20 protein-coding genes are annotated in these 17,143 nt (G+C 67.5%); 10 read left to right on the top strand and 10 right to left on the bottom strand.

The genetic code is table 11. The annotated features are described in order from the left end of the window. Positions 1–162 precede the first annotated feature (162 nt). The 3 genes from D6T63_RS12515 to D6T63_RS12525 are packed head-to-tail and all read left to right on the top strand — an operon-like array spanning position 163 to position 3,165. On the top strand, positions 163–1,446 hold the full coding sequence (locus D6T63_RS12515) for a magnesium transporter (protein WP_120149384.1): 1,284 nt from the start codon (positions 163–165) through the stop codon (positions 1,444–1,446). Next, entirely contained in the window at positions 1,439–2,038 is a 600-nt protein-coding gene (locus tag D6T63_RS12520) for a DUF1003 domain-containing protein (protein ID WP_235830729.1), read from the top strand. Before D6T63_RS12515 ends, D6T63_RS12520 begins: the two co-directional genes overlap by 8 nt. After that, positions 2,035–3,165 (top strand): Mrp/NBP35 family ATP-binding protein, encoded by a 1,131-nt coding sequence (locus D6T63_RS12525; RefSeq protein WP_235830730.1) that lies wholly within the window; start codon positions 2,035–2,037, stop codon positions 3,163–3,165. Before D6T63_RS12520 ends, D6T63_RS12525 begins: the two co-directional genes overlap by 4 nt. A 27-nt stretch (positions 3,166–3,192) precedes the next feature. On the opposite strand, the gene D6T63_RS12530 is transcribed toward D6T63_RS12525, so the two are convergent. The 3 genes from D6T63_RS12530 to sigE all read right to left on the bottom strand — a co-directional run bounded on the left by D6T63_RS12530 (position 3,193) and on the right by sigE (position 5,331). Next, positions 3,193–3,624: a Sec-independent protein translocase family protein gene (locus D6T63_RS12530; protein WP_120149385.1), complete on the bottom strand. Its 432-nt coding sequence runs from the start codon at positions 3,622–3,624 to the stop codon at positions 3,193–3,195. A 67-nt stretch (positions 3,625–3,691) separates the two neighbouring features. Further along, positions 3,692–4,678 carry an anti-sigma factor family protein gene (locus D6T63_RS12535; protein ID WP_120149386.1) on the bottom strand — a complete coding sequence of 329 codons (987 nt, stop codon included), beginning with the start codon at positions 4,676–4,678 and terminating at the stop codon, positions 3,692–3,694. A gap of 5 nt (positions 4,679–4,683) precedes the next feature. Beyond that, positions 4,684–5,331, bottom strand: coding sequence for an RNA polymerase sigma factor SigE (gene sigE, locus D6T63_RS12540; RefSeq protein ID WP_407923742.1), 648 nt, complete (start codon positions 5,329–5,331; stop codon positions 4,684–4,686). Between the two features lie 317 nt (positions 5,332–5,648). Here sigE and D6T63_RS12545 point away from each other — a divergent pair, with 317 nt between their 5' ends. Then, complete coding sequence (locus D6T63_RS12545) at positions 5,649–6,287, top strand: O-methyltransferase (protein WP_120149387.1); 639 nt, start codon at positions 5,649–5,651, stop codon at positions 6,285–6,287. Positions 6,288–6,326: 39 nt separating this feature from the next. Here D6T63_RS12545 and D6T63_RS12550 read toward each other — a convergent pair whose 3' ends face one another. The 5 genes from D6T63_RS12550 to D6T63_RS12570 form a co-directional block, all read right to left on the bottom strand. Beyond that, positions 6,327–6,494 carry a DUF3117 domain-containing protein gene (locus tag D6T63_RS12550; protein ID WP_082471292.1) on the bottom strand — a complete coding sequence of 56 codons (168 nt, stop codon included), beginning with the start codon at positions 6,492–6,494 and terminating at the stop codon, positions 6,327–6,329. Positions 6,495–6,659: 165 nt separating this feature from the next. Continuing rightward, positions 6,660–7,940: a hypothetical protein gene (locus D6T63_RS12555; protein WP_147394367.1), complete on the bottom strand. Its 1,281-nt coding sequence runs from the start codon at positions 7,938–7,940 to the stop codon at positions 6,660–6,662. Then, positions 7,937–8,572 (bottom strand): DNA-3-methyladenine glycosylase I, encoded by a 636-nt coding sequence (locus tag D6T63_RS12560; protein WP_120149389.1) that lies wholly within the window; start codon positions 8,570–8,572, stop codon positions 7,937–7,939. Before D6T63_RS12560 ends, D6T63_RS12555 begins: the two co-directional genes overlap by 4 nt. Then, positions 8,569–8,916 (bottom strand): DivIVA domain-containing protein, encoded by a 348-nt coding sequence (locus D6T63_RS12565; protein ID WP_182976989.1) that lies wholly within the window; start codon positions 8,914–8,916, stop codon positions 8,569–8,571. Before D6T63_RS12565 ends, D6T63_RS12560 begins: the two co-directional genes overlap by 4 nt. 34 nt (positions 8,917–8,950) lie before the next feature. Next, a complete protein-coding gene (locus tag D6T63_RS12570; RefSeq protein WP_120149390.1) occupies positions 8,951–9,823 on the bottom strand; it encodes an LOG family protein in 873 nt (290 codons plus the stop codon). Positions 9,824–9,940: 117 nt separating this feature from the next. Between D6T63_RS12570 and D6T63_RS12575 the strand changes: the two genes are divergently transcribed. From D6T63_RS12575 to D6T63_RS12590, 4 genes are all read left to right on the top strand, one after another. Further along, positions 9,941–10,717, top strand: a complete 777-nt coding sequence (locus D6T63_RS12575) for an amino acid ABC transporter ATP-binding protein (RefSeq protein WP_120149391.1) — start codon at positions 9,941–9,943, stop codon at positions 10,715–10,717. Between the two features lie 73 nt (positions 10,718–10,790). Continuing rightward, a complete protein-coding gene (locus D6T63_RS12580; protein WP_120149392.1) occupies positions 10,791–11,636 on the top strand; it encodes a glutamate ABC transporter substrate-binding protein in 846 nt (281 codons plus the stop codon). Positions 11,637–11,713: 77 nt separating this feature from the next. Further along, a complete protein-coding gene (locus D6T63_RS12585) occupies positions 11,714–12,391 on the top strand; it encodes an amino acid ABC transporter permease (protein WP_120149393.1) in 678 nt (225 codons plus the stop codon). Beyond that, positions 12,388–13,257 carry an amino acid ABC transporter permease gene (locus tag D6T63_RS12590; protein WP_120149545.1) on the top strand — a complete coding sequence of 290 codons (870 nt, stop codon included), beginning with the start codon at positions 12,388–12,390 and terminating at the stop codon, positions 13,255–13,257. Before D6T63_RS12585 ends, D6T63_RS12590 begins: the two co-directional genes overlap by 4 nt. Before the next feature lie 170 nt (positions 13,258–13,427). Here D6T63_RS12590 and dapE read toward each other — a convergent pair whose 3' ends face one another. Then, positions 13,428–14,519, bottom strand: a complete 1,092-nt coding sequence (gene dapE, locus D6T63_RS12595) for a succinyl-diaminopimelate desuccinylase (protein ID WP_120149394.1) — start codon at positions 14,517–14,519, stop codon at positions 13,428–13,430. Positions 14,520–14,552: 33 nt separating this feature from the next. On the opposite strand from dapE, the gene dapD reads away from it, so the two are divergent. Continuing rightward, entirely contained in the window at positions 14,553–15,533 is a 981-nt protein-coding gene (dapD, locus tag D6T63_RS12600; RefSeq protein ID WP_120149395.1) for a 2,3,4,5-tetrahydropyridine-2,6-dicarboxylate N-succinyltransferase, read from the top strand. A 3-nt stretch (positions 15,534–15,536) separates the two neighbouring features. Next, positions 15,537–16,409, top strand: a complete 873-nt coding sequence (locus D6T63_RS12605; RefSeq protein WP_235830731.1) for a hypothetical protein — start codon at positions 15,537–15,539, stop codon at positions 16,407–16,409. Between the two features lie 19 nt (positions 16,410–16,428). Here D6T63_RS12605 and D6T63_RS12610 read toward each other — a convergent pair whose 3' ends face one another. Continuing rightward, positions 16,429–17,043 (bottom strand): hypothetical protein, encoded by a 615-nt coding sequence (locus D6T63_RS12610; protein ID WP_120149397.1) that lies wholly within the window; start codon positions 17,041–17,043, stop codon positions 16,429–16,431. Positions 17,044–17,143: the final 100 nt, after the last annotated feature.

Here is a 17,143-nt window from a genome sequence, read left to right on the forward strand (position 1 = left end):
ACCGCCCGTGCGGATGGGAGGCGTATCGCCGGGAGCGGACTACCAGTTCGCTCGACGGCAGCTGGGTGGATGCTGGGAGCAGGGCGAAGCGGCGACTGCTATCGGGACGCCGCAGGTCGGTCCGATTCCGTCCCGCTATGCCACGCCGGATAGCCTAGAGCCGTGACTACCAATCCGACCCGCGTCTTCGTCGCCCGGCTGCTGGGCCTCGATGTCTTCGACCCCCTGGGTGACCGTCTCGGCCGCCTGCGGGACGCCGTCGTACTGGACCGTGGTCCCACCAAACACCCGCAGGCCATCGGCCTCGTGGTGGAGGTGCCGGGCAAGAAACGCGTCTTCGTACCCATGACCCGCATCACCTCCATGGACCCCTCGCAGATCATCTGTACCGGCCTCGTGAACCTGCGCCGCTTCGAGCAGCGCGGCGCGGAGATGCTCGTGGTCGCCGAACTCTTCGACCGGCGCCTCACGCTTCGGGACGGCAGCGGAAGCGCCGTCGTCGAGGACATCGCGATGGAACGGAACCGCGCCGGCGACTGGCACGTCTCGCAGCTGTTCGTGCGCCGCGGGGGCTCGACGTCGCCCCTGCGCGGACTCCGGCGCGGCGGTGAGCGCCTCATCATCGACTGGCTCGACGCCTTCCACGGGACGACGGACGAGCCGCAGGGCGCAACGCAGTTCGTCGCCCAGCACGACGATCTCAAGCCCGCGGACTTCGCCGACGCGCTGCACGAGATGAACGACAAGCGGCGCATCGAGGTGGCCGGTGAGCTGCAGGACGACCGCCTCGCGGACGTCCTGCAGGAACTGCCCGACGACGACCAGGTGCAGATTCTCCAATCCCTGACGCGTGAGCGTGCGGCCGACGTCCTCGAGGAGATGGACCCCGATGACGCAGCCGACCTCCTGAACGAGCTCCCCGAGGCGCAGAAGGAGGAGCTCCTCCAGCTCATGGAACCCGACGACGCCGAGGACGTACGGCGGCTGCTCGAGTACGAGGAGGACACCGCAGGTTCCCTCATGACCACGGTGCCGGTCATCCTCCCGCCCGAGGCGACCGTCGCCGAGGCCCTCGCGCACGTCCGGCGTGAGGAGCTGACACCTGCCCTCGCCTCGTCCATCTTCGTGTGCCGGCCTCCGCTCGAGACCCCGACCGGGCGCTACCTCGGCGTGGTGCACATCCAGCAGCTGCTGCGATATCCGCCGCCCGAGCCGCTCGGCAACATCATCGACACGGATCTCGAAGCCGTGGGCGACCAGGCGAATGTGAGCGAGGTGTCGAGGATCCTTGCCACCTACAACCTGAACTCGCTGCCAGTGGTGAACGCCGACGGCAGGCTGGTGGGTGCCGTAACCGTCGACGATGTGCTGGACCACCTGCTGCCCGACGACTGGCGCGCACAGGACGACACATCCGTACCGAAACGAGGTGACCGCCGTGGTTGAGAAGATCCGATCGAATTCACGCGGACTCGATACGCCGCGTGAGGCGCGCAAGCGAATCCTCCCGCGTCTGCGCCCGAATCCGGACCGCTTCGGCAGCGGCACGGAGAACATCGCCCGCTTCATGGGCACCCCGCAGTTCCTGTTCTACATGACGGTCTTCGTCGTGGTCTGGCTGACCTTCAACACGATCGCCCCGGAGAACCTGCGCTTCGACAGCGCGGCACTCGGGTTCACGGCACTGACGCTGATGCTCTCCCTGCAGGCCTCCTATGCAGCACCCCTGCTGCTGCTCGCGCAGAACCGCCAGGACGACCGGGACCGCGTCTCCATGCGCGAAGACCGCCAGCGGGCGGAGCGGAACCTGTCCGACACCGAGTACCTGACGCGGGAGATCGCGGAGCTGCGCATCGCCCTCCGCGAGGTGGCGACCCGCGACTACGTTCGGTCCGAGCTGCGCTCCATCCTCGAGGAACTCCTCGAGACGACCGACGGCCAGGAACTTACCCTGCAGAAGCGCAAGCCCCGCAAGCCGTCCGACAGCACCGTGGCGCTGCCGAAGGTCCCGCCCGCCGGGAGGAAACCCGTCCGTTGAGCAGGCCTATCCCCACCGAGGAGGCCGTGCGCTCGGCCCTCGCCACGGTGATCGACCCCGAGTTGCGCCGACCCATCACCGAACTCGGCATGCTGGACACCGTGTCCATCAGGGACCGCGCCGTCCACATCCGGGTCCTGCTGACCATCGCGGGGTGCCCCCTCCGCGACACGATCACTCAGGACGCCGACGCCGCCGTGTCCGCAGTCGACGGCGTCGACCGGGTCGAGGTGGAGCTCGGCGTCATGGACCAGCAGCAGCGCGATGTGCTGAAGGACCAGCTGAAGGGTGAAGGGGGGCGCCGTGGCATACCGTTCAACGATCCCGGGTCCCTGACCCGCGTCTATGCGGTCGCCAGCGGCAAGGGCGGAGTCGGCAAGTCCAGCGTGACCGTGAACCTGGCGGTCGCGATGGCCGCGCAGGGACTCCGCGTGGGCATCGTGGACGCGGACGTCTACGGCTTTTCCGTTCCGGCACTCATGGGCATCACCCAGCAGCCGACACGGGTCGACGAACTCATCCTCCCGCCCGTCGCCCACGGCGTGAAGGTGATCTCGATCGGGATGTTCGTGGAAGGCAACCAGCCCATCTCCTGGCGCGGTCCGATGCTGCACCGGGCGCTCGAACAATTCCTGACCGAGGTCTATTTCGGTGACCTGGATGTCCTGTTCCTCGACCTGCCGCCGGGCACGGGTGACATCGCGATCTCCGTGGCCCAGCTGCTGCCCTCCTCGGAACTGCTGGTCGTCACGACCCCGCAGAGCGCGGCTGCAGACGTCGCCGAGAGGGCGGGCGCCATGGCGGCCCAGACAGGGCAGGGTGTAGCGGGAGTCATCGAGAACATGTCCTGGCTCGAGCTTCCCGACGGCGGTCGGCTCGAACTCTTCGGAGCCGGCGGTGGCGCAGCGCTTGCCGACAGGTTGTCGACCACTCTCGGCCTCGACATTCCGCTCCTCGGCAGCATCCCGCTGGACATCGCGTTGAGGGAGGGCGGCGACGCCGGCACCCCCCTCGTCCTCGGTGCCGGGGCGTCGAGGTCACGGGCAGAACTGCTGGCAATCGCCTCAGCGCTGACCCGCCGTCCCCGCGGCCTCGAGGGACTGAGGCTGAACGTCAGCCCTCGCTGACCGGGCGGAAGGTGGGAACGCGGCGGACTACGTCGCTTCGCGGTCGTACGGCGCGGCCTGTCCGGCACCGAGGCGGGACCCGACGGGAACGGACGGGCCTGACCGGGTGGCGCTGATACCGGCGGCAGCGGCAGTGGCTGCGGCGGGCGCAGCGGCCGCGGACGGTTTCGGGGCGCCCTGGCTGACCGGCTTCAGGACATCCTCGAAATCGTCGAGGAGGGCTTCCTTGATGATGCGGCGGGGGTCGTACTGGCGAGGGTCGAGCTTGCGCCAGTCGACGTCGTCGAGCTCGGGGCCGACTTCCTCCCTGAGCTGCTCGCGCGCTCCCGTGGCCATGCGGCGCAGGCCCTTGACGAGCCGGGCGAGCTGGGCAGCGTACTCCGGAAGTCGCTCCGGGCCGAGCACCACGACGGCGATGATCGCCAGGACCACGAGTTCGAGACCGTTGATTCCCAACACCTGAGAAGACTACCCTCCCGGCTTCGGCCGGCCATACTCGACAGGTGTTCCCGCCCGCTCGCCGAACCTATCCGGCATTGTCCCGGTAATGCGTGATCATCGAGAGGCCACGGATGATGCGCTCCATCATGGAGTCGTCCTGGCCCTGTGGAGCGAGGGACAACTGGGCATGCTCCGTGGTCACCAACTGGCTGAGTGTCTTCGGCATGGCGGCAGCCGGCATGCGGGACACGACCGTGTAGGTCACCGTGGGTGAGTCGAGCACCACCTGCCAGGGATTGCCCGACCGCACCCAGAGATCCCTGTCGGCTCCCCCGACATGTTCGAAGCCGTCCGCAGTGACCGTCCTGCCGGACACCGCACTCAGGGGCGCGGCCTCCGCCTCCTGGATCTCGCTGACCTTCCTCTGCTCGTACACGGTGACGGTGTGACCGTCGTTTTCGAGGACCAGTTCCAGCGTGGGCCTGCCGCCGACGGTGATGCCCTCGGCGCTCTGCAGCGTGTACCCGAGGGATTCGAGTTCGGGGCAGTACCAGCCTCCGGCCCTCAGGGTGTCCAGCTGGTCGTTATCCAGGTACGTGGGGGTCTGTGGCGCAACCGATTCCCACCCCGCGCGGAGTGCGGTGGATCCGCTCGCTGCCTCGACCGGAACGGATTGCGCCTCGGAACCCACGATGTAGGCGCTTCCAAGGATCGCCGTGGCGACGACAGCTGAGCCGCCGGCCGCCGCGAGGACGGTGCGACGACGCCGGGGCGGTGTGGTGCGCTCGTGGTGGTCGCGGACGAACGCAGCACTGGACCCGGTACGTTCCTCGGGCCTGTGCAGCCTCGATCGACCTTCACTCGGAGGCCCGGAAGAGAGGAGGCTGCGCTGGAAGTCCGGGTCGGGTGAAGGTCGGCGAAGCCCCAGTAGCGCACTCTTGAGGCTGCGCAGCCGGGATACGGTGGCAGCGCAGGGTGTGCAGCGGGACACGTGGCGTTCAACGGTGATCCGACGCCGGTCGGACAACTCACCGTCCACGAGGTCCTGCAGGAAGCGATGGGGATGCAGCATTGTTCCTAACCCAGACCGGCAACCCGTGCGACGCCCAGGGCGGCACCTCCACCGGACGTCCGGGGATCGCGGTGGGCGAGCTTCTGCCGCAGCATGGTGCGGCCGCGGTGTATGCGGGAGCGGACCGTGCCGAGCTTCACGCCGAGCACCTGGGCCACTTCGTCGTACGCCAGCCCTTCCAGGTCACAGAGGACGACGGCGGCGCGGAAGTCCGGCGGCAGTTCCTCGAGGGCGGCCTGCACGTCGATGTCGATGTTATTGAACTCGAAGCTCCGTTCCGGGCCCGGATGCTTGCTGGGAAGGCGGCTCTCGGCCTCTTCCGTCAGTCCGTCGAAACGGATACGGGTCTTGCGTCGCGCCTGATCGAGGAAGAGATTCGTGGTGATGCGGTGCAGCCAGCCATCGAGGGTGCCCGGCTTGAAATTGGCAAGGGACCGGAACACCCTGACGAAGACCTCCTGTGTGAGGTCCTCCGCGTCGAACTTGTTGCCCGTGAGCCGGTAGGCGAGTCGGTAGACCTTGGGTGAGTAGGTGGTGACGACTTCTTCCCAGGAGGGCGCGACCCACGGGTTGCCGTGCTCATCGAGGATGGGCCCGTCCGGTCCTGCGACAGCCTCCACGGCGGTCTGTGCCGCCTTCACGCTAGACATCATCTACCCCTTCTTGCCACGGATCCCGATCATGCCCTGCCGTCGGCATCGCCGGGGCAGTAATAGCAGGGATTCGAAGCTGTCTTCATGCTGGATGTCCCGAAGGAAAAGTCTTTCGCACGAAGCTGTGAAGTAGCTGGCAGCTGGATGCGTGGTGCATCTTCCTTTCGCCGCCCGATCGGTTATTCTTCGCGCCCGTCGGACGTGCGGCTCCCGCCCTCCGTCCGCATGGAAGTCCGAGCACCCCAGACAGTAGTGTTGGGGCGGGGCTACGGCCTCCCGAAAGCTCCCTTTTCCCGCGAACCACAGAACGGACGTCCATGGCCGCCGACAAACACAGCAGCTGGTCCTACACCGAAGGACTCCCCGACGAGGACGACATCCTGCTCAGGGCGCGCGACAGGTCGCACGAACTCGGAGTAGCTCCCGTGACACCGGCCGTCGGGGCGGCCCTCACCGTCCTGGCCGCGGCTTCGAAGGCCACGACGGCGGTGGAAGTGGGAGCAGGAGCAGGAGTCTCGGGTGTCTGCCTGCTGAGGGGGCTGGGGCGCAACGCCGTGCTGACGACGATCGATTCCGACGTCGACCACCTCCGCGCAGCTCGCGAGGCCTTCGCCGAAGCCGGCATCCCGTCGAACCGAACGCGCACCATCTCGGGGCGGGCGGCCGATGTGCTCCCCCGTCTCACCGATCGCGCGTACGACCTCGTCTTTATCGATGCCGACAAAGCCGGTCTGCCCGCCTACGTCGAGCAGGCGACGCGACTCCTCAAGGAAGGCGGCATCCTGATCGTCAACGATGCCCTCGACCAGGACCGCGTCGCGGAGCCGGCCGTGCGGGAGCAGTCGACCAATACCCTTCGTCAGGTCGGCCGGATGATCCGCGATGACGAGTCCCTCGTGTCGGCTCTCCTGCCGACAGGCACCGGTCTCCTGCTGGCGGTCAAGCAACGGGCATGACCGGGAGGCGCGGGGCACCGGCAGGAGGCCGGTGCCCTACTAGCCGGTGACGGTGAGCAGGCAGTCCTTGAGGTTGCCTGCCTCTTCCGCATTCAGTTCGACGACGAGGCGGCCGCCACCATCGATCGGTACCCGCATGATGAGGCTGCGCCCTTCCTTGGTGACTTCCATCGGTCCATCGCCGGTACGCGGTTTCATGGCAGCCATAATGGGGGTCCCTTTCAACAGGGCGCAACCGCGGTGAGCGGCAGCGCGACAGTAAACAGTGCTCCGTCCCGTCGACCCGATGAAAGGCCCGGCGGTGCACGTCATCACCTTCATTATTCAGCACAAGCCCTGCACCTGCTAATTCAGGTGCGGCGTGGATCACAGTCAGGGTGGATAATCCCCCTCCGAGCCGGTTGGCGTCCATCCCCACAGCCAATCCACCCAGAGGAACTGCAGCACCACCGACACCGGCAGGAGCACCCAGAGGAGGCGTCCGCCGCGAAGTGACGCGGCAGAAAGTGCCAACGGGAACAGCGGCACCAGGATCCGCCAGGTACTCGATTGGGGATCCCAGAAGGCCGCGAGGTAGAGCAGGTAACCGGCGCACCAGGCGCACAAGACCAGGCCGAGCGAACGCACGGACGGCGCGAGGAACAGCGCTCCTGAGCCGAGGACCAGCGCCGCGACCACGAGGATGCCCGCTGCCGGACCCACGAGGGCTGCCGGCGCCTCGAACCAAGGCAGAAACGGGGTGAGGGCCTCGCCCCGCCAGGCAGTCTCCGTCGCGACATACGCATCGCGCCGGCCCGTGACAGCCCAGGCGACGAGCGGCCAGGCCACCGCAGCGAGGGAGGCGACCGCTCCGAGCAGCAGAAGGGGAAGCACCTGTCGTGCCACCTCCTGCCGACGGGAGGCGTCCCTGCCCGGTCCGCGCCACGCCCACACGGCGTGGAGGAACAGGACGCCCAGGGCGATGGCGAACGGCACGCCTGCCGGACGGGCCAGGCACATGAGGACGACGACGGGCATTGCCGCGTAGTGACGACGCGTCGCCACCAGATAAAGGGCGGACGCGAGGAGCAGGAGGTGCAGGGACTCCGCGTAGGGCACCTGCATGATCGCCGAGACGGGAGCGAAGGACACGACGGCGACACCCGCGAGGGCGGTTCGATGCCTCGCCCTCAGGAGGAAGAGGCGGTAGATCACGAGTGAGGCGGCCGCCGCGGCGAAGCAGGCCGAGACGGGGGCGAGAATGCCCCACCCCAGACCGGTGACGGCGTCGAGCAGGCGGACGATACCCGGGTAGAGCGGGTAGAAGGCCCACTGGTTGTGGCTCACGATGCCGAACTCGTCCGTGGGCAGTTCCGTCGGGTATCCCTCCCGGAAGATGCGCTCGTACCACCCGCTGTCCCAGTAGTTGATAAACGTCCCGTAGGCGGGCGCGGGCCCCGACCAGGGGCTGGCACCCTGGCGGGCAGCGGCGAGGAGGAGTATGGCGGTGCTGACGAATCGCCCGAGGGCGAAGATGGCCAGAACCTGGATGAACCAGTGCGAGAACAGCCGGGAACGTCGCGACACGGCAGCCGGTGCTGCCGTTCCCGTTCCCGTTCCGTCGGATCGCGCGCGGCTGGCCGAACGTCCGGAACGGCCGGCCCAACGGCTCATGGAATCGACGCCGTCGGAACGGGACCAGCGTGGCCTGGATCCTCCCCCGGCATCAGCGGCGCATCCCGCACCCAGCAGTCCCGGAGGTGGTCGTTGACATATCCCGTCGCCTGCAGCATCGCGTACGCCGTCGTCGGACCGACGAACCGGAAGCCGAGTCCGCGCAGCTCGCGTGCCAGGGCGGTACTCTCCGGCGTGATTGCGGGAACGTCGGTCAGCGTGGCCGGAGCAGGACCCTGCTTCGGTCGATGCCGGGCGAGCACCGAGCCAAGGGTGGTGCCGTCCGGGAGCGAGAGCAGTGCCTGCGCATTGGCGATGGTCGCCCGGATCTTCTGCCGGTTCCGGATGATGCCCGCGTCAGCCAGGAGTCGGTCGACGTCCTGCTCACCGAAGGTCGCCACCGCTTCGGGGTCGAATCCGGCGAAGGCCAGTCGGAAGGCCTCCCGTTTACGCAGGATGGTGATCCAACTGAGGCCGGACTGGAAGGCTTCCAGGCTCAGGCGCTCGAAGAGCGCTGCCTCGCCGACGACGGGTCGGCCCCACTCCGTGTCGTGGTACTGCTCATAGGTCGTGCTGGACACGGCCCAGCCGCAGCGGAGGCGGCCGTCCGAGCCTGCGACGGCTCCGCTCACCGTTCGGCGTCCTGTCCGGCGAGCTGCGCCCGCAGGTCCGCTATCGTGGCGTCCCGCGCGTCGAGGGCCAGGGCGAGCCGATCGAGGACCTCGTCCACCTGGTCCATGCGGTAGCCGCGGAGACCGAGACCGAACCGCACGGCGTCGATGTCCCTCGCTGAGGGATCATCCGGCAGCAGCACGGGTGGCAGGCTCGCCACCGGCTCCACCAGGCCGAGCCCGTCGCGCCCTGCCGGCGCTTCGGGCGCACGCCATCCGAGCGGCGCAGGCATCCGCCGTCCTGAAGCGACGAGCGCGGTCCCTCCCACCAGCAGGATGGCGAGGATCAGCAGGAAGATAGTCACACCGCAATGGTGCCAGAGTCACCTTCGGGGACGGTCAGGAGGCGTGGTGCTCGTGACCTGCGGACGCCGCCACGATCCGCACGGCCTCCTCGGCCGTATCCACGAGCTGCAGCAGGGAGAGATCCTTTTCCGAGACTGTGCCCGCGGTGACGAGCGTGCCCTCGACCCAGTCGAGCAGCGGCTGCCAGTAGTCGACGCCGATCAGCACGATGGGGAAGGACGTCACCTTGCCCGTCTGGACCAGGGTCATCGCCTCGAACAGTTCGTCGAGGGTGCCGAAACCGCCGGGCAACACCACGAAACCGCTCGCGTACTTGACGAACATCGTCTTGCGGGCGAAGAAGTACCGGAAGTTGATGCCGAGATCGACCCACTCGTTCATGCCCTGTTCGAAGGGCAGTTCGATACCGAGTCCCACGGAGACACCGCCGGCCTCGCAGGCTCCCTTGTTGGCGGCCTCCATGGCGCCCGGGCCTCCCCCGGTGATGACGGCGAAGCCCGACGCGACAAGCCGCCGTCCTACCTCTTCCCCGATGGAGTAGAAGGCCGAATCGCGAGCGGTCCGCGCGGATCCGAAGACGCTGATCGCCGGACCGAGGTCCGCCAGGGTGCCGAAACCCTCGACGAACTCGCTCTGGATGCGCAGCACCCGCCAGGGGTCCGTGCGGGTGAACCCCCCGGAATCGGGAGAATCGAGGAGCATGTTGTCCGACTGTGGTCCCGTTGCCTGGCCGCGCCGCAACTCGACCGAGCCCCTGCGCCGCGTGGCCTCGCCCGGAAGGCCGGCCTGCGGGCGACTGCCATTGGAGGGCAGCGTCGGGGGGCGGAGCGGGGACACGGCGTCGTCGTCGGGGGCTGTGGAGCGCCGGGCATCATCGGCGGCGGAGAAGCGCGGGTAAGGAGACATATCCCTAGGCTAACCAACACGATCTCAGGCGCAGATTTTTGGTTGCTCTTGAATCACAATCAACACCTTTGCGGTGCTTCGTATTGCTCAGAAGGAATAGTTCGCTAGATTTCTCCCATGACAAGTGAACCGCAACCGACTTCGCCTGCGTCCTCGGCACGTCCCCTCGTCTCACTCAAGAACGTCAACAAGCATTTCGGTGATCTGCACGTGCTCCGGAACATCAATCTCGATGTCGCCCGTGGTGAGGTGGTCGTCGTCATCGGACCATCCGGCTCCGGGAAGTCGACCCTCTGCCGGGCCATCAACAGGCTCGAGACCATCGACGACGGTGAGATCACCATCGACGGCAAGGTGCTCCCCGCGGAGGGCAAGGCGCTCGCAAAGCTACGGGCCGACGTCGGGATGGTGTTCCAGTCCTTCAACCTCTTCGCCCACAAGTCGATCCTCGAGAACGTGACGCTCGGCCCCATCAAGGTCAAGGGGATGAAGGGCGGCGCCGCGAAGGACCTCGCGATGTCCCTGCTCAAGCGCGTCGGCGTCGACAACCAGGCCCAGAAGCTTCCCGCCCAGCTCTCGGGTGGCCAGCAGCAGCGCGTGGCGATCGCGCGGGCACTGGCGATGCAGCCGAAGGTCATGCTGTTCGACGAACCCACGTCGGCGCTGGACCCGGAGATGATCAACGAGGTCCTCGACGCCATGGTGGCGCTCGCCAAGGAGGGAATGACCATGATCGTGGTCACCCATGAGATGGGCTTCGCCCGCCGTGCAGCCGACCGGGTGATCTTCATGGCGGACGGCCAGATCATGGAACAGGCCACGCCCGAGGAATTCTTCACGAACCCCCGGAGCGACCGCGCCAAGGACTTCCTCGGCAAGATCCTCTCGCACTGACCCCCCACTCACCACCCCGCTTCACGACTCGCCTCCAAGAGGCCTTCGCGAGGCCGCAACACAAGGAGAACCAATGCAGAAGACCCGATACGCAGCAGCCGCACTGGCCGCAGTGGCCGCACTGACACTGTCCGCCTGTGGTGGCGGAGACAGCGCCGAAAGCGAAAGCGGAAGCAGCGCCGAAGCCGGCGGCGAGAGCCTCCGCATCGGCATCAAGTTCGACCAGCCGGGACTCGGCTACGACGAGGGCGGGTCCTACTCCGGCTTCGACGTCGACGTCGCCAAGTACGTTGCCAACGAACTCGGAGTCACCGAGGAGAACATCGAGTGGGTCGAGGCCCCTTCCGCCAACCGTGAGAACCTGCTGTCGAACAACCAGGTCGACATGATCTTCGCCACCTACTCCATCACGGATACCCGCAAGGAGGTCGTCGACTTCGCGGGGCCGTACTTCGTCGCCGGCCAGGACCTCCTCGTTCCCACCGACAGCGACATCGCCGGCCCCGAGGACCTCGAGGGCAAGAACCTCTGCTCGGTCACCGGCTCCACCTCCGCACAGAAGATCAAGGACCAGTACCCGGGTGTGCAGCTCGTCGAGCAGCCCGGCTACGCCGAGTGCGTCACCGCCATGGGCGGCGGGCAGATCGACGCCGTCACCACCGATGACATCATCCTGGCCGGTCTCGCGGCCCAGGAAGCCAATGCCGGCAAGTTCAAGGTCGTCGGCAACACCTTCTCGGAGGAGAACTACGGCGTCGGCCTGCCCAAGGGCAGCGACCGCTGCGAAGCCGTCAACGAAGCCATCACCAAGATGATCGACGACGGCGCGTGGGACGAGGCGATCACCAGCAACACCGAGGGTGCCGATTACACCTTCAACGCGGAACTGAACCCGCCGACACCCGCGCCCTGCGCCTAGCATCGCCCTCATTGGTGGGGTGGTCCGCGCGGACCACCCCACCAATGCCATGTTCCCCACCAGGAAAGAGGTGAACCGTGGAGAACTACCTGTCGCTGTTCCAGACCTATGACGTGCCCGCTGCGTTCTGGGTCAATATCCAGCTGTCATTCTGGGCGGCGATCTTCGCGCTCGTCATCGGCACGGTGCTGGCACTGTTCCGCATCTCCCCGATCCCGAGCCTGCAGCTCTTCGGGGCCGCCTATGTGAACATCTTCCGCAACACGCCGCTGACTATCATCCTCGCGTTCGGCTTCCTCGGATTGTTCTCCGTGATGCAGATCAGCCTCGCGAGTGATCTCACCGTCAGCCTGTTCAGGATCGCCATCGTCGGGCTCGCGCTCTACCACGCGGCCTTCGTCTGCGAAGCCATCCGCAGCGGCGTCAACACCGTCCCGCTCGGCCAGGCGGAAGCGGCCCGGGCGATCGGCCTGAGCTTCCTGCCGGCTGCCCGCCTGATCATCCTGCCCCAGGCTTTCCGCGGCGCGATCGCGCCACTCGGAAACGTGCTGATCGCCCTCATCAAGAATTCGACCGTCGCCGCGGCAGGGTCCGTGGCCACGGAATCCTCGGGCCTCATGAAGACCATGATCGAGTTCCGCTCGGACCTCGTGGTTCCCATCTTCCTCACCTTCGCCCTCGGTTTCGTCATCCTTGTGATCCCCATCGGACTGCTCACCACGTGGGCCTCACGCAGACTGGCGGTGGCACGATGAGCGCGCAGCAGGTCCTCTTCGACGCCCCGGGCCCCAAAGCCCGGCGAATCATCCTGATCAGCAACATCGTCGGCGTCCTGATCGTCCTCGCCATCCTCGCCTGGATCATCTCGGCGCTGGCAGGCAAGGGCCAGCTCGCGGCCAGCATGTGGACGCCCTTCCTCGAGTCCCGGACCTGGCAGTTCTTCATCCTGCCCGGACTGCTCAACACGCTGAAGGCTGCCGGCATCTCCATCGTCACGGCCGTCGTGTTCGGTCTCATCTTCGGCGTGGGGCGGCTGTCCCACTCGGCACCCATCCGTTACGTCTCCGGCCTGGTCGTCGAGGTACTGAGGGCCGTTCCGGTGCTGCTCATGATGATCTTCTTCTGGCTGGCCCTCGGCAGTTCGGGTGCCGTGCAGCCGCAGAATGCTCCGCTGATCGCCGTCGTCATCGCCCTGACGCTCTACAACGGATCGGTGATCGCCGAGCTCGTGCGCTCCGGCGTCCACGGCCTCCCCAAGGGCCAGCGAGAGGCCGGCATGGCCATCGGCCTCACGAGGAACCAGTCGTTACGCAACATCGAGGTACCGCAGGCTCTGATCGCGATGCTGCCGGCCCTGATCAGCCAGTTCGTGGTCATCCTCAAGGACTCTGCGCTCGGCTTCATCATCACCTATCCCGAGCTGCTGCAGTTCACGCGGCGCCTCGGCGTGGGCGAGGGCAATGTCATCCCGTCACTGTTCGTCGCCGCGGCGATCTTCATCGTCATCAACTTCGCCCTGTCCACGCTCGCGACTCGACTGTCGGTCCTCCTGAGCTTCAGGACGAAGGGCCGCAGGCCATCACCCAAGGACCCCATCGTCCTGACCCCGGCCGCTACCTGAGTTCCGGCACGGCACGGCACGACGACGAAGGGACCCGGCAGATCGCCGGGTCCCTTCGCCGTCGGACGGAGGCCGGCCGTGCGGGTCAGGACCGCCGGTTCAGGATTGCCGGGCCAGCGCCGGCACGTCCAGATCCGCCTGATCAGGACAGCGGCGTCAGGACAGCGGCGTCAGGACAGCCAGGTCACGAGCGCCTGAAGGCAGGCACGGACGGCGTCGGCATGGACATGCTCGTCGTCGGTGTGAGCGAGCAATGCATCGCCCGGGCCGAAATTGACCGCAGGAACGCCGAGGGCACTGAAGCGCGCGACGTCGGTCCAGCCGTACTTGGGCTTCGGCTCCGCGCCGACGGCCGCGACGAAGGCGGCGGCCGCAGGGTGCTGGAGGCCCGGCCGGGCACCGGCGGCGGCATCGGTCCGCTCGACGTCGAATCCTTCGAGCAGCGCCCGCACGTACTCCTCGGCCTGCTCGGGGGTCTTGTCGGGGGCGAAGCGGTAGTTGACCTCGATGACGGTACTGTCCGGGATCACGTTGCCGGCCGTTCCGCCGGTGACCTTCACGGCGTTGAGGCTCTCACGGTAGTCCAGGCCGTCGACGTGGACGGTGGCCGGCTGGTGGTCGCGCAGCCGCACCAGCACGTCGGCTGCTGCGTGGATCGCATTCACGCCCATCCAGGCACGGGCGGAGTGGGACGCCTTGCCGGTGATGCGCACCTCGAAGCGGGCCGTTCCGTTGCAGCCGCCCTCCACGGTCCCGTCCGTCGGCTCCAGCAGCACGGCGAAGTCCGCTTCCAGCCATTCAGGGTGGGAGTGGGCAACGCGCCCGAGGCCGCTGAGCGACGCCTCGACCTCCTCGTGGTCGTAGAAGATGAACGTGATGTCCCGGGTCGGCTCGGTCAGAGCAGCCGCAAGCGCGAGCTGGACCGCGACGCCGCCCTTCATGTCGGTTGCACCCCTGCCGAACAGAGTCTCGCCCTCCCACGTCGACGGGACGGTGCCGCGGGATCCGGCGGCCGTCGGCAACGGAACGGTGTCGATGTGTCCGGCCAGGATGACGCGCTCGCTCCGACCCAGCATCGTCCGCGCCATGACGCAGTCGCCGTTGCGGACCACCTCGAGATGGTCGAGGCGCCGAAGGGCGCTTTCGATGGCGTCGGCTATTCCCGCCTCGTGCCCTGAGACGCTCTCGAGGTCGAGGAGCCGGGCCGTCAGGTGGGCCACGTCGGATGTCAGATCGAGCGCAGGGGCGGGTGTCTGAATCATGCTGCAACACTATCGCTCGGTAGACTGCTACCCATGACTTCTCCCACGCCCAGCTCATCCATGCCCGGCGACTCCCAGCGGACGGCTGGTGGCCTGGGCCTCGCCACGGTGTCTTCCACCGGAGCGGTCCTGGACACCTGGTTTCCTGCGCCATGGCTCGGCGAGGATACGCTGGGCCCCGACGGCCGTGATGGGCTCCGCAAAACCCTGGACGGCCTCGCCGCCTCCGGAGCGGACGAGTACCGGAAGGTCACCCAGCGGGTCGTGGACCTGACCATCGACCCCGACGAAGCGCCGGCCGGCACGGAGGATGCCTACCTCAGGCTCCACCTCCTCTCCCACCGGCTCGTGCAGCCCAACACCATCAACCTCGACGGCGTCTTCGGCCTCCTCGCCAATGTCGTCTGGACGAACTTCGGACCGACGCCGGTCGAGGGTTTCGAGACCGTCCGCGCAGCGCTGCGCGCCCGTGGACCGGTTGCCGTCCACGGCGTCGACAAGTTCCCCCGCATGGTGGACTACGTGGTTCCGGCCGGAGTGCGCATCGCCGACGCCGACCGCGTTCGCCTCGGTGCCCACCTCGCCGATGGCACCACCGTCATGCACGAGGGTTTCGTCAACTTCAATGCGGGCACCCTCGGCCACTCGATGGTCGAGGGCCGCATCTCGGCAGGCGTCGTCGTCGGAAACGGCTCCGACGTCGGCGGCGGTGCCTCGATCATGGGCACACTGTCGGGCGGTGGGAAGGAACGCATCACCATCGGCGAGCGCTGCCTGCTCGGCGCCGAGTCCGGCGTCGGCATCTCCCTCGGTGACGACTGCGTGGTCGAGGCGGGCCTGTACCTGACCGCGGGGACGAAGGTGACCCTGAAGGACGGTTCGGTCGTCAAGGCCAAGGACCTCTCGGGTGAATCCGGCATCCTGTTCCTCCGCAATTCGACCACCGGGGCTGTTGAGGCACGTCCGCGGACGGGGGAGGGCATCTCCCTGAATCCGGCCCTGCACGCCAACTAGCGCATGGCATCCTCCCGTCCTTCCGTTGCAGTCCGTCGCCGCCGCGTCCGGACAGCAGCCATGCTCGCGGCGCTGGGCGTCGTGGTCGTGGGCGGGTCCGTCGTCGCCGTGCAGCAGCTCGACCAGAGCGAGGTGCTGGTGCGCGAACGCTGCAGCGCCACCGTGGGCGCCAACACGTTCGAGCTCACCCCGACGCAGGCGGGCAACGCGGCACTCATCTCGGGAGTTGCCGTCAACCGCGGGCTGCCTGCCCGCGCCGCGTCGATCGCCATAGCAACCGCTATCCAGGAATCGCGGCTGGAGAACATCGACTACGGCGACGACGCCGGTCCGGACTCCCGCGGCCTGTTCCAGCAGCGTCCATCCCAGGGATGGGGCACGCAGGAGCAGATCATGACACCCCTGTATGCCACGGGCGCCTTCTACGACGCGCTGGTCGAGGTCCCGGACTATGAGTCGCTCCCTATCACGGAGGCGGCGCAGACCGTCCAGCGGTCGGCGTTCCCGCAGGCCTACGCCGATCACGAGCCGGAGGGCCGCGCCTTCGCGTCCGCGCTGACGGGTAACTCCCCCGCTGCGCTCGACTGCACACTCCGCGAACCGACAGGCACGGGCGACGCGTTGGCCGTTTCGATCGCCGCCGACGAGGTCTTCGGACCGCTGGGGGGCGCTGCCGACGGTACCCGCCTGACCATGGACGTCACGGGGACGCTCGGATGGGCAGCCGCTCAGTGGGCCGTGGCGAACGCCTCCGCGCTGCACATCACCACCGTGTCCTACTCCGGGCTGGAATGGGCGCGGGCGGACGGCGGCTGGACCTCGACGACGACCGAACCCGGCACCCTGACGATCGCCGTCGCGGGCGCAACGCCCTGATACCACCTGGCGTCGACGGTCACGCCAGCATTTTGACGACGGGCTCCACATAACTGCGGAAGGAGCGCTCGTCGTCGAACAGTTCCTGGCACATCAGGAGTGTTCCCGGCTCGACCCACCAGGCACGGCGGACACCCAGCGGCAGTTCGACGACCTGCAGGCTGAAGCGGCGTGCCGCGCGGCCCAGTTCGAGCTCCCGTTCCTCGATGATGCGTGCCAGGAGATACTCCATGCTGCCGACGCCGCGCGCCCCGGCGTGCAGGGCATACTCGGCGCACCTCTCCTCCGCCCAGTCCATGGCCGCACCGAAATGCGCCCTCAGCAGTGCCTTAAGGGCCTCCATGCCGTCGAGCGCCTCGAACAGCGGCGGAACGGGAAGGACGGCCTCGCTGATCCGGCGACCGATGAGACCGTGCCACCAGGCTTCCCACTCGACCCGCAAGGCTGCCGATCCACCGAAGGGATCCGTGAGGCGCCGCGTGTCGACGGTGCGGACCGCGGGGATGACGGGCGGCAGTGCCGGCCTGCCGATTCCCCGTAATCCCGCGCAGTCCCGCAGGTAGAGCGCCACGAGCAGTACTTCCGAAGTATCGACGGTGAAGTACGCGCTGTAGCGGGATTCGGAGTACGACATGGGCCTCCTTCGCACCAGTCAGGCTGCTCCTACCTTAGACCTCGGACCGACGGCGCTCCAGAGGTCGGACAGCGATTCGATGCGTCGTTCTGCGGGGCTG

The sequence above is a fragment of the Arthrobacter cheniae genome, assembly GCF_003602275.1.
Classification (GTDB): domain Bacteria; phylum Actinomycetota; class Actinomycetes; order Actinomycetales; family Micrococcaceae; genus Arthrobacter_D; species Arthrobacter_D cheniae.

What these genes read in the sequence shown, in the direction of transcription:
- D6T63_RS12535 (WP_120149386.1), bottom strand. Translation starts at nt 4,678, where the DNA reads ATGCTGCATCCCCATCGCTTCCTGCAGGACCTCGTGGACGGTGAGTTG.
- sigE (WP_407923742.1), bottom strand. Translation starts at nt 5,331, where the DNA reads ATGATGTCTAGCGTGAAGGCGGCACAGACCGCCGTGGAGGCTGTCGCA.
- D6T63_RS12545 (WP_120149387.1), top strand. Translation starts at nt 5,649, where the DNA reads ATGGCCGCCGACAAACACAGCAGCTGGTCCTACACCGAAGGACTCCCC.
- D6T63_RS12550 (WP_082471292.1), bottom strand. Translation starts at nt 6,494, where the DNA reads ATGGCTGCCATGAAACCGCGTACCGGCGATGGACCGATGGAAGTCACC.
- D6T63_RS12555 (WP_147394367.1), bottom strand. Translation starts at nt 7,940, where the DNA reads ATGAGCCGTTGGGCCGGCCGTTCCGGACGTTCGGCCAGCCGCGCGCGA.
- D6T63_RS12570 (WP_120149390.1), bottom strand. Translation starts at nt 9,823, where the DNA reads ATGTCTCCTTACCCGCGCTTCTCCGCCGCCGATGATGCCCGGCGCTCC.
- D6T63_RS12575 (WP_120149391.1), top strand. Translation starts at nt 9,941, where the DNA reads ATGACAAGTGAACCGCAACCGACTTCGCCTGCGTCCTCGGCACGTCCC.
- D6T63_RS12580 (WP_120149392.1), top strand. Translation starts at nt 10,791, where the DNA reads ATGCAGAAGACCCGATACGCAGCAGCCGCACTGGCCGCAGTGGCCGCA.
- D6T63_RS12590 (WP_120149545.1), top strand. Translation starts at nt 12,388, where the DNA reads ATGAGCGCGCAGCAGGTCCTCTTCGACGCCCCGGGCCCCAAAGCCCGG.
- dapE (WP_120149394.1), bottom strand. Translation starts at nt 14,519, where the DNA reads ATGATTCAGACACCCGCCCCTGCGCTCGATCTGACATCCGACGTGGCC.
- dapD (WP_120149395.1), top strand. Translation starts at nt 14,553, where the DNA reads ATGACTTCTCCCACGCCCAGCTCATCCATGCCCGGCGACTCCCAGCGG.
- D6T63_RS12605 (WP_235830731.1), top strand. Translation starts at nt 15,537, where the DNA reads ATGGCATCCTCCCGTCCTTCCGTTGCAGTCCGTCGCCGCCGCGTCCGG.
- D6T63_RS12610 (WP_120149397.1), bottom strand. Translation starts at nt 17,043, where the DNA reads ATGTCGTACTCCGAATCCCGCTACAGCGCGTACTTCACCGTCGATACT.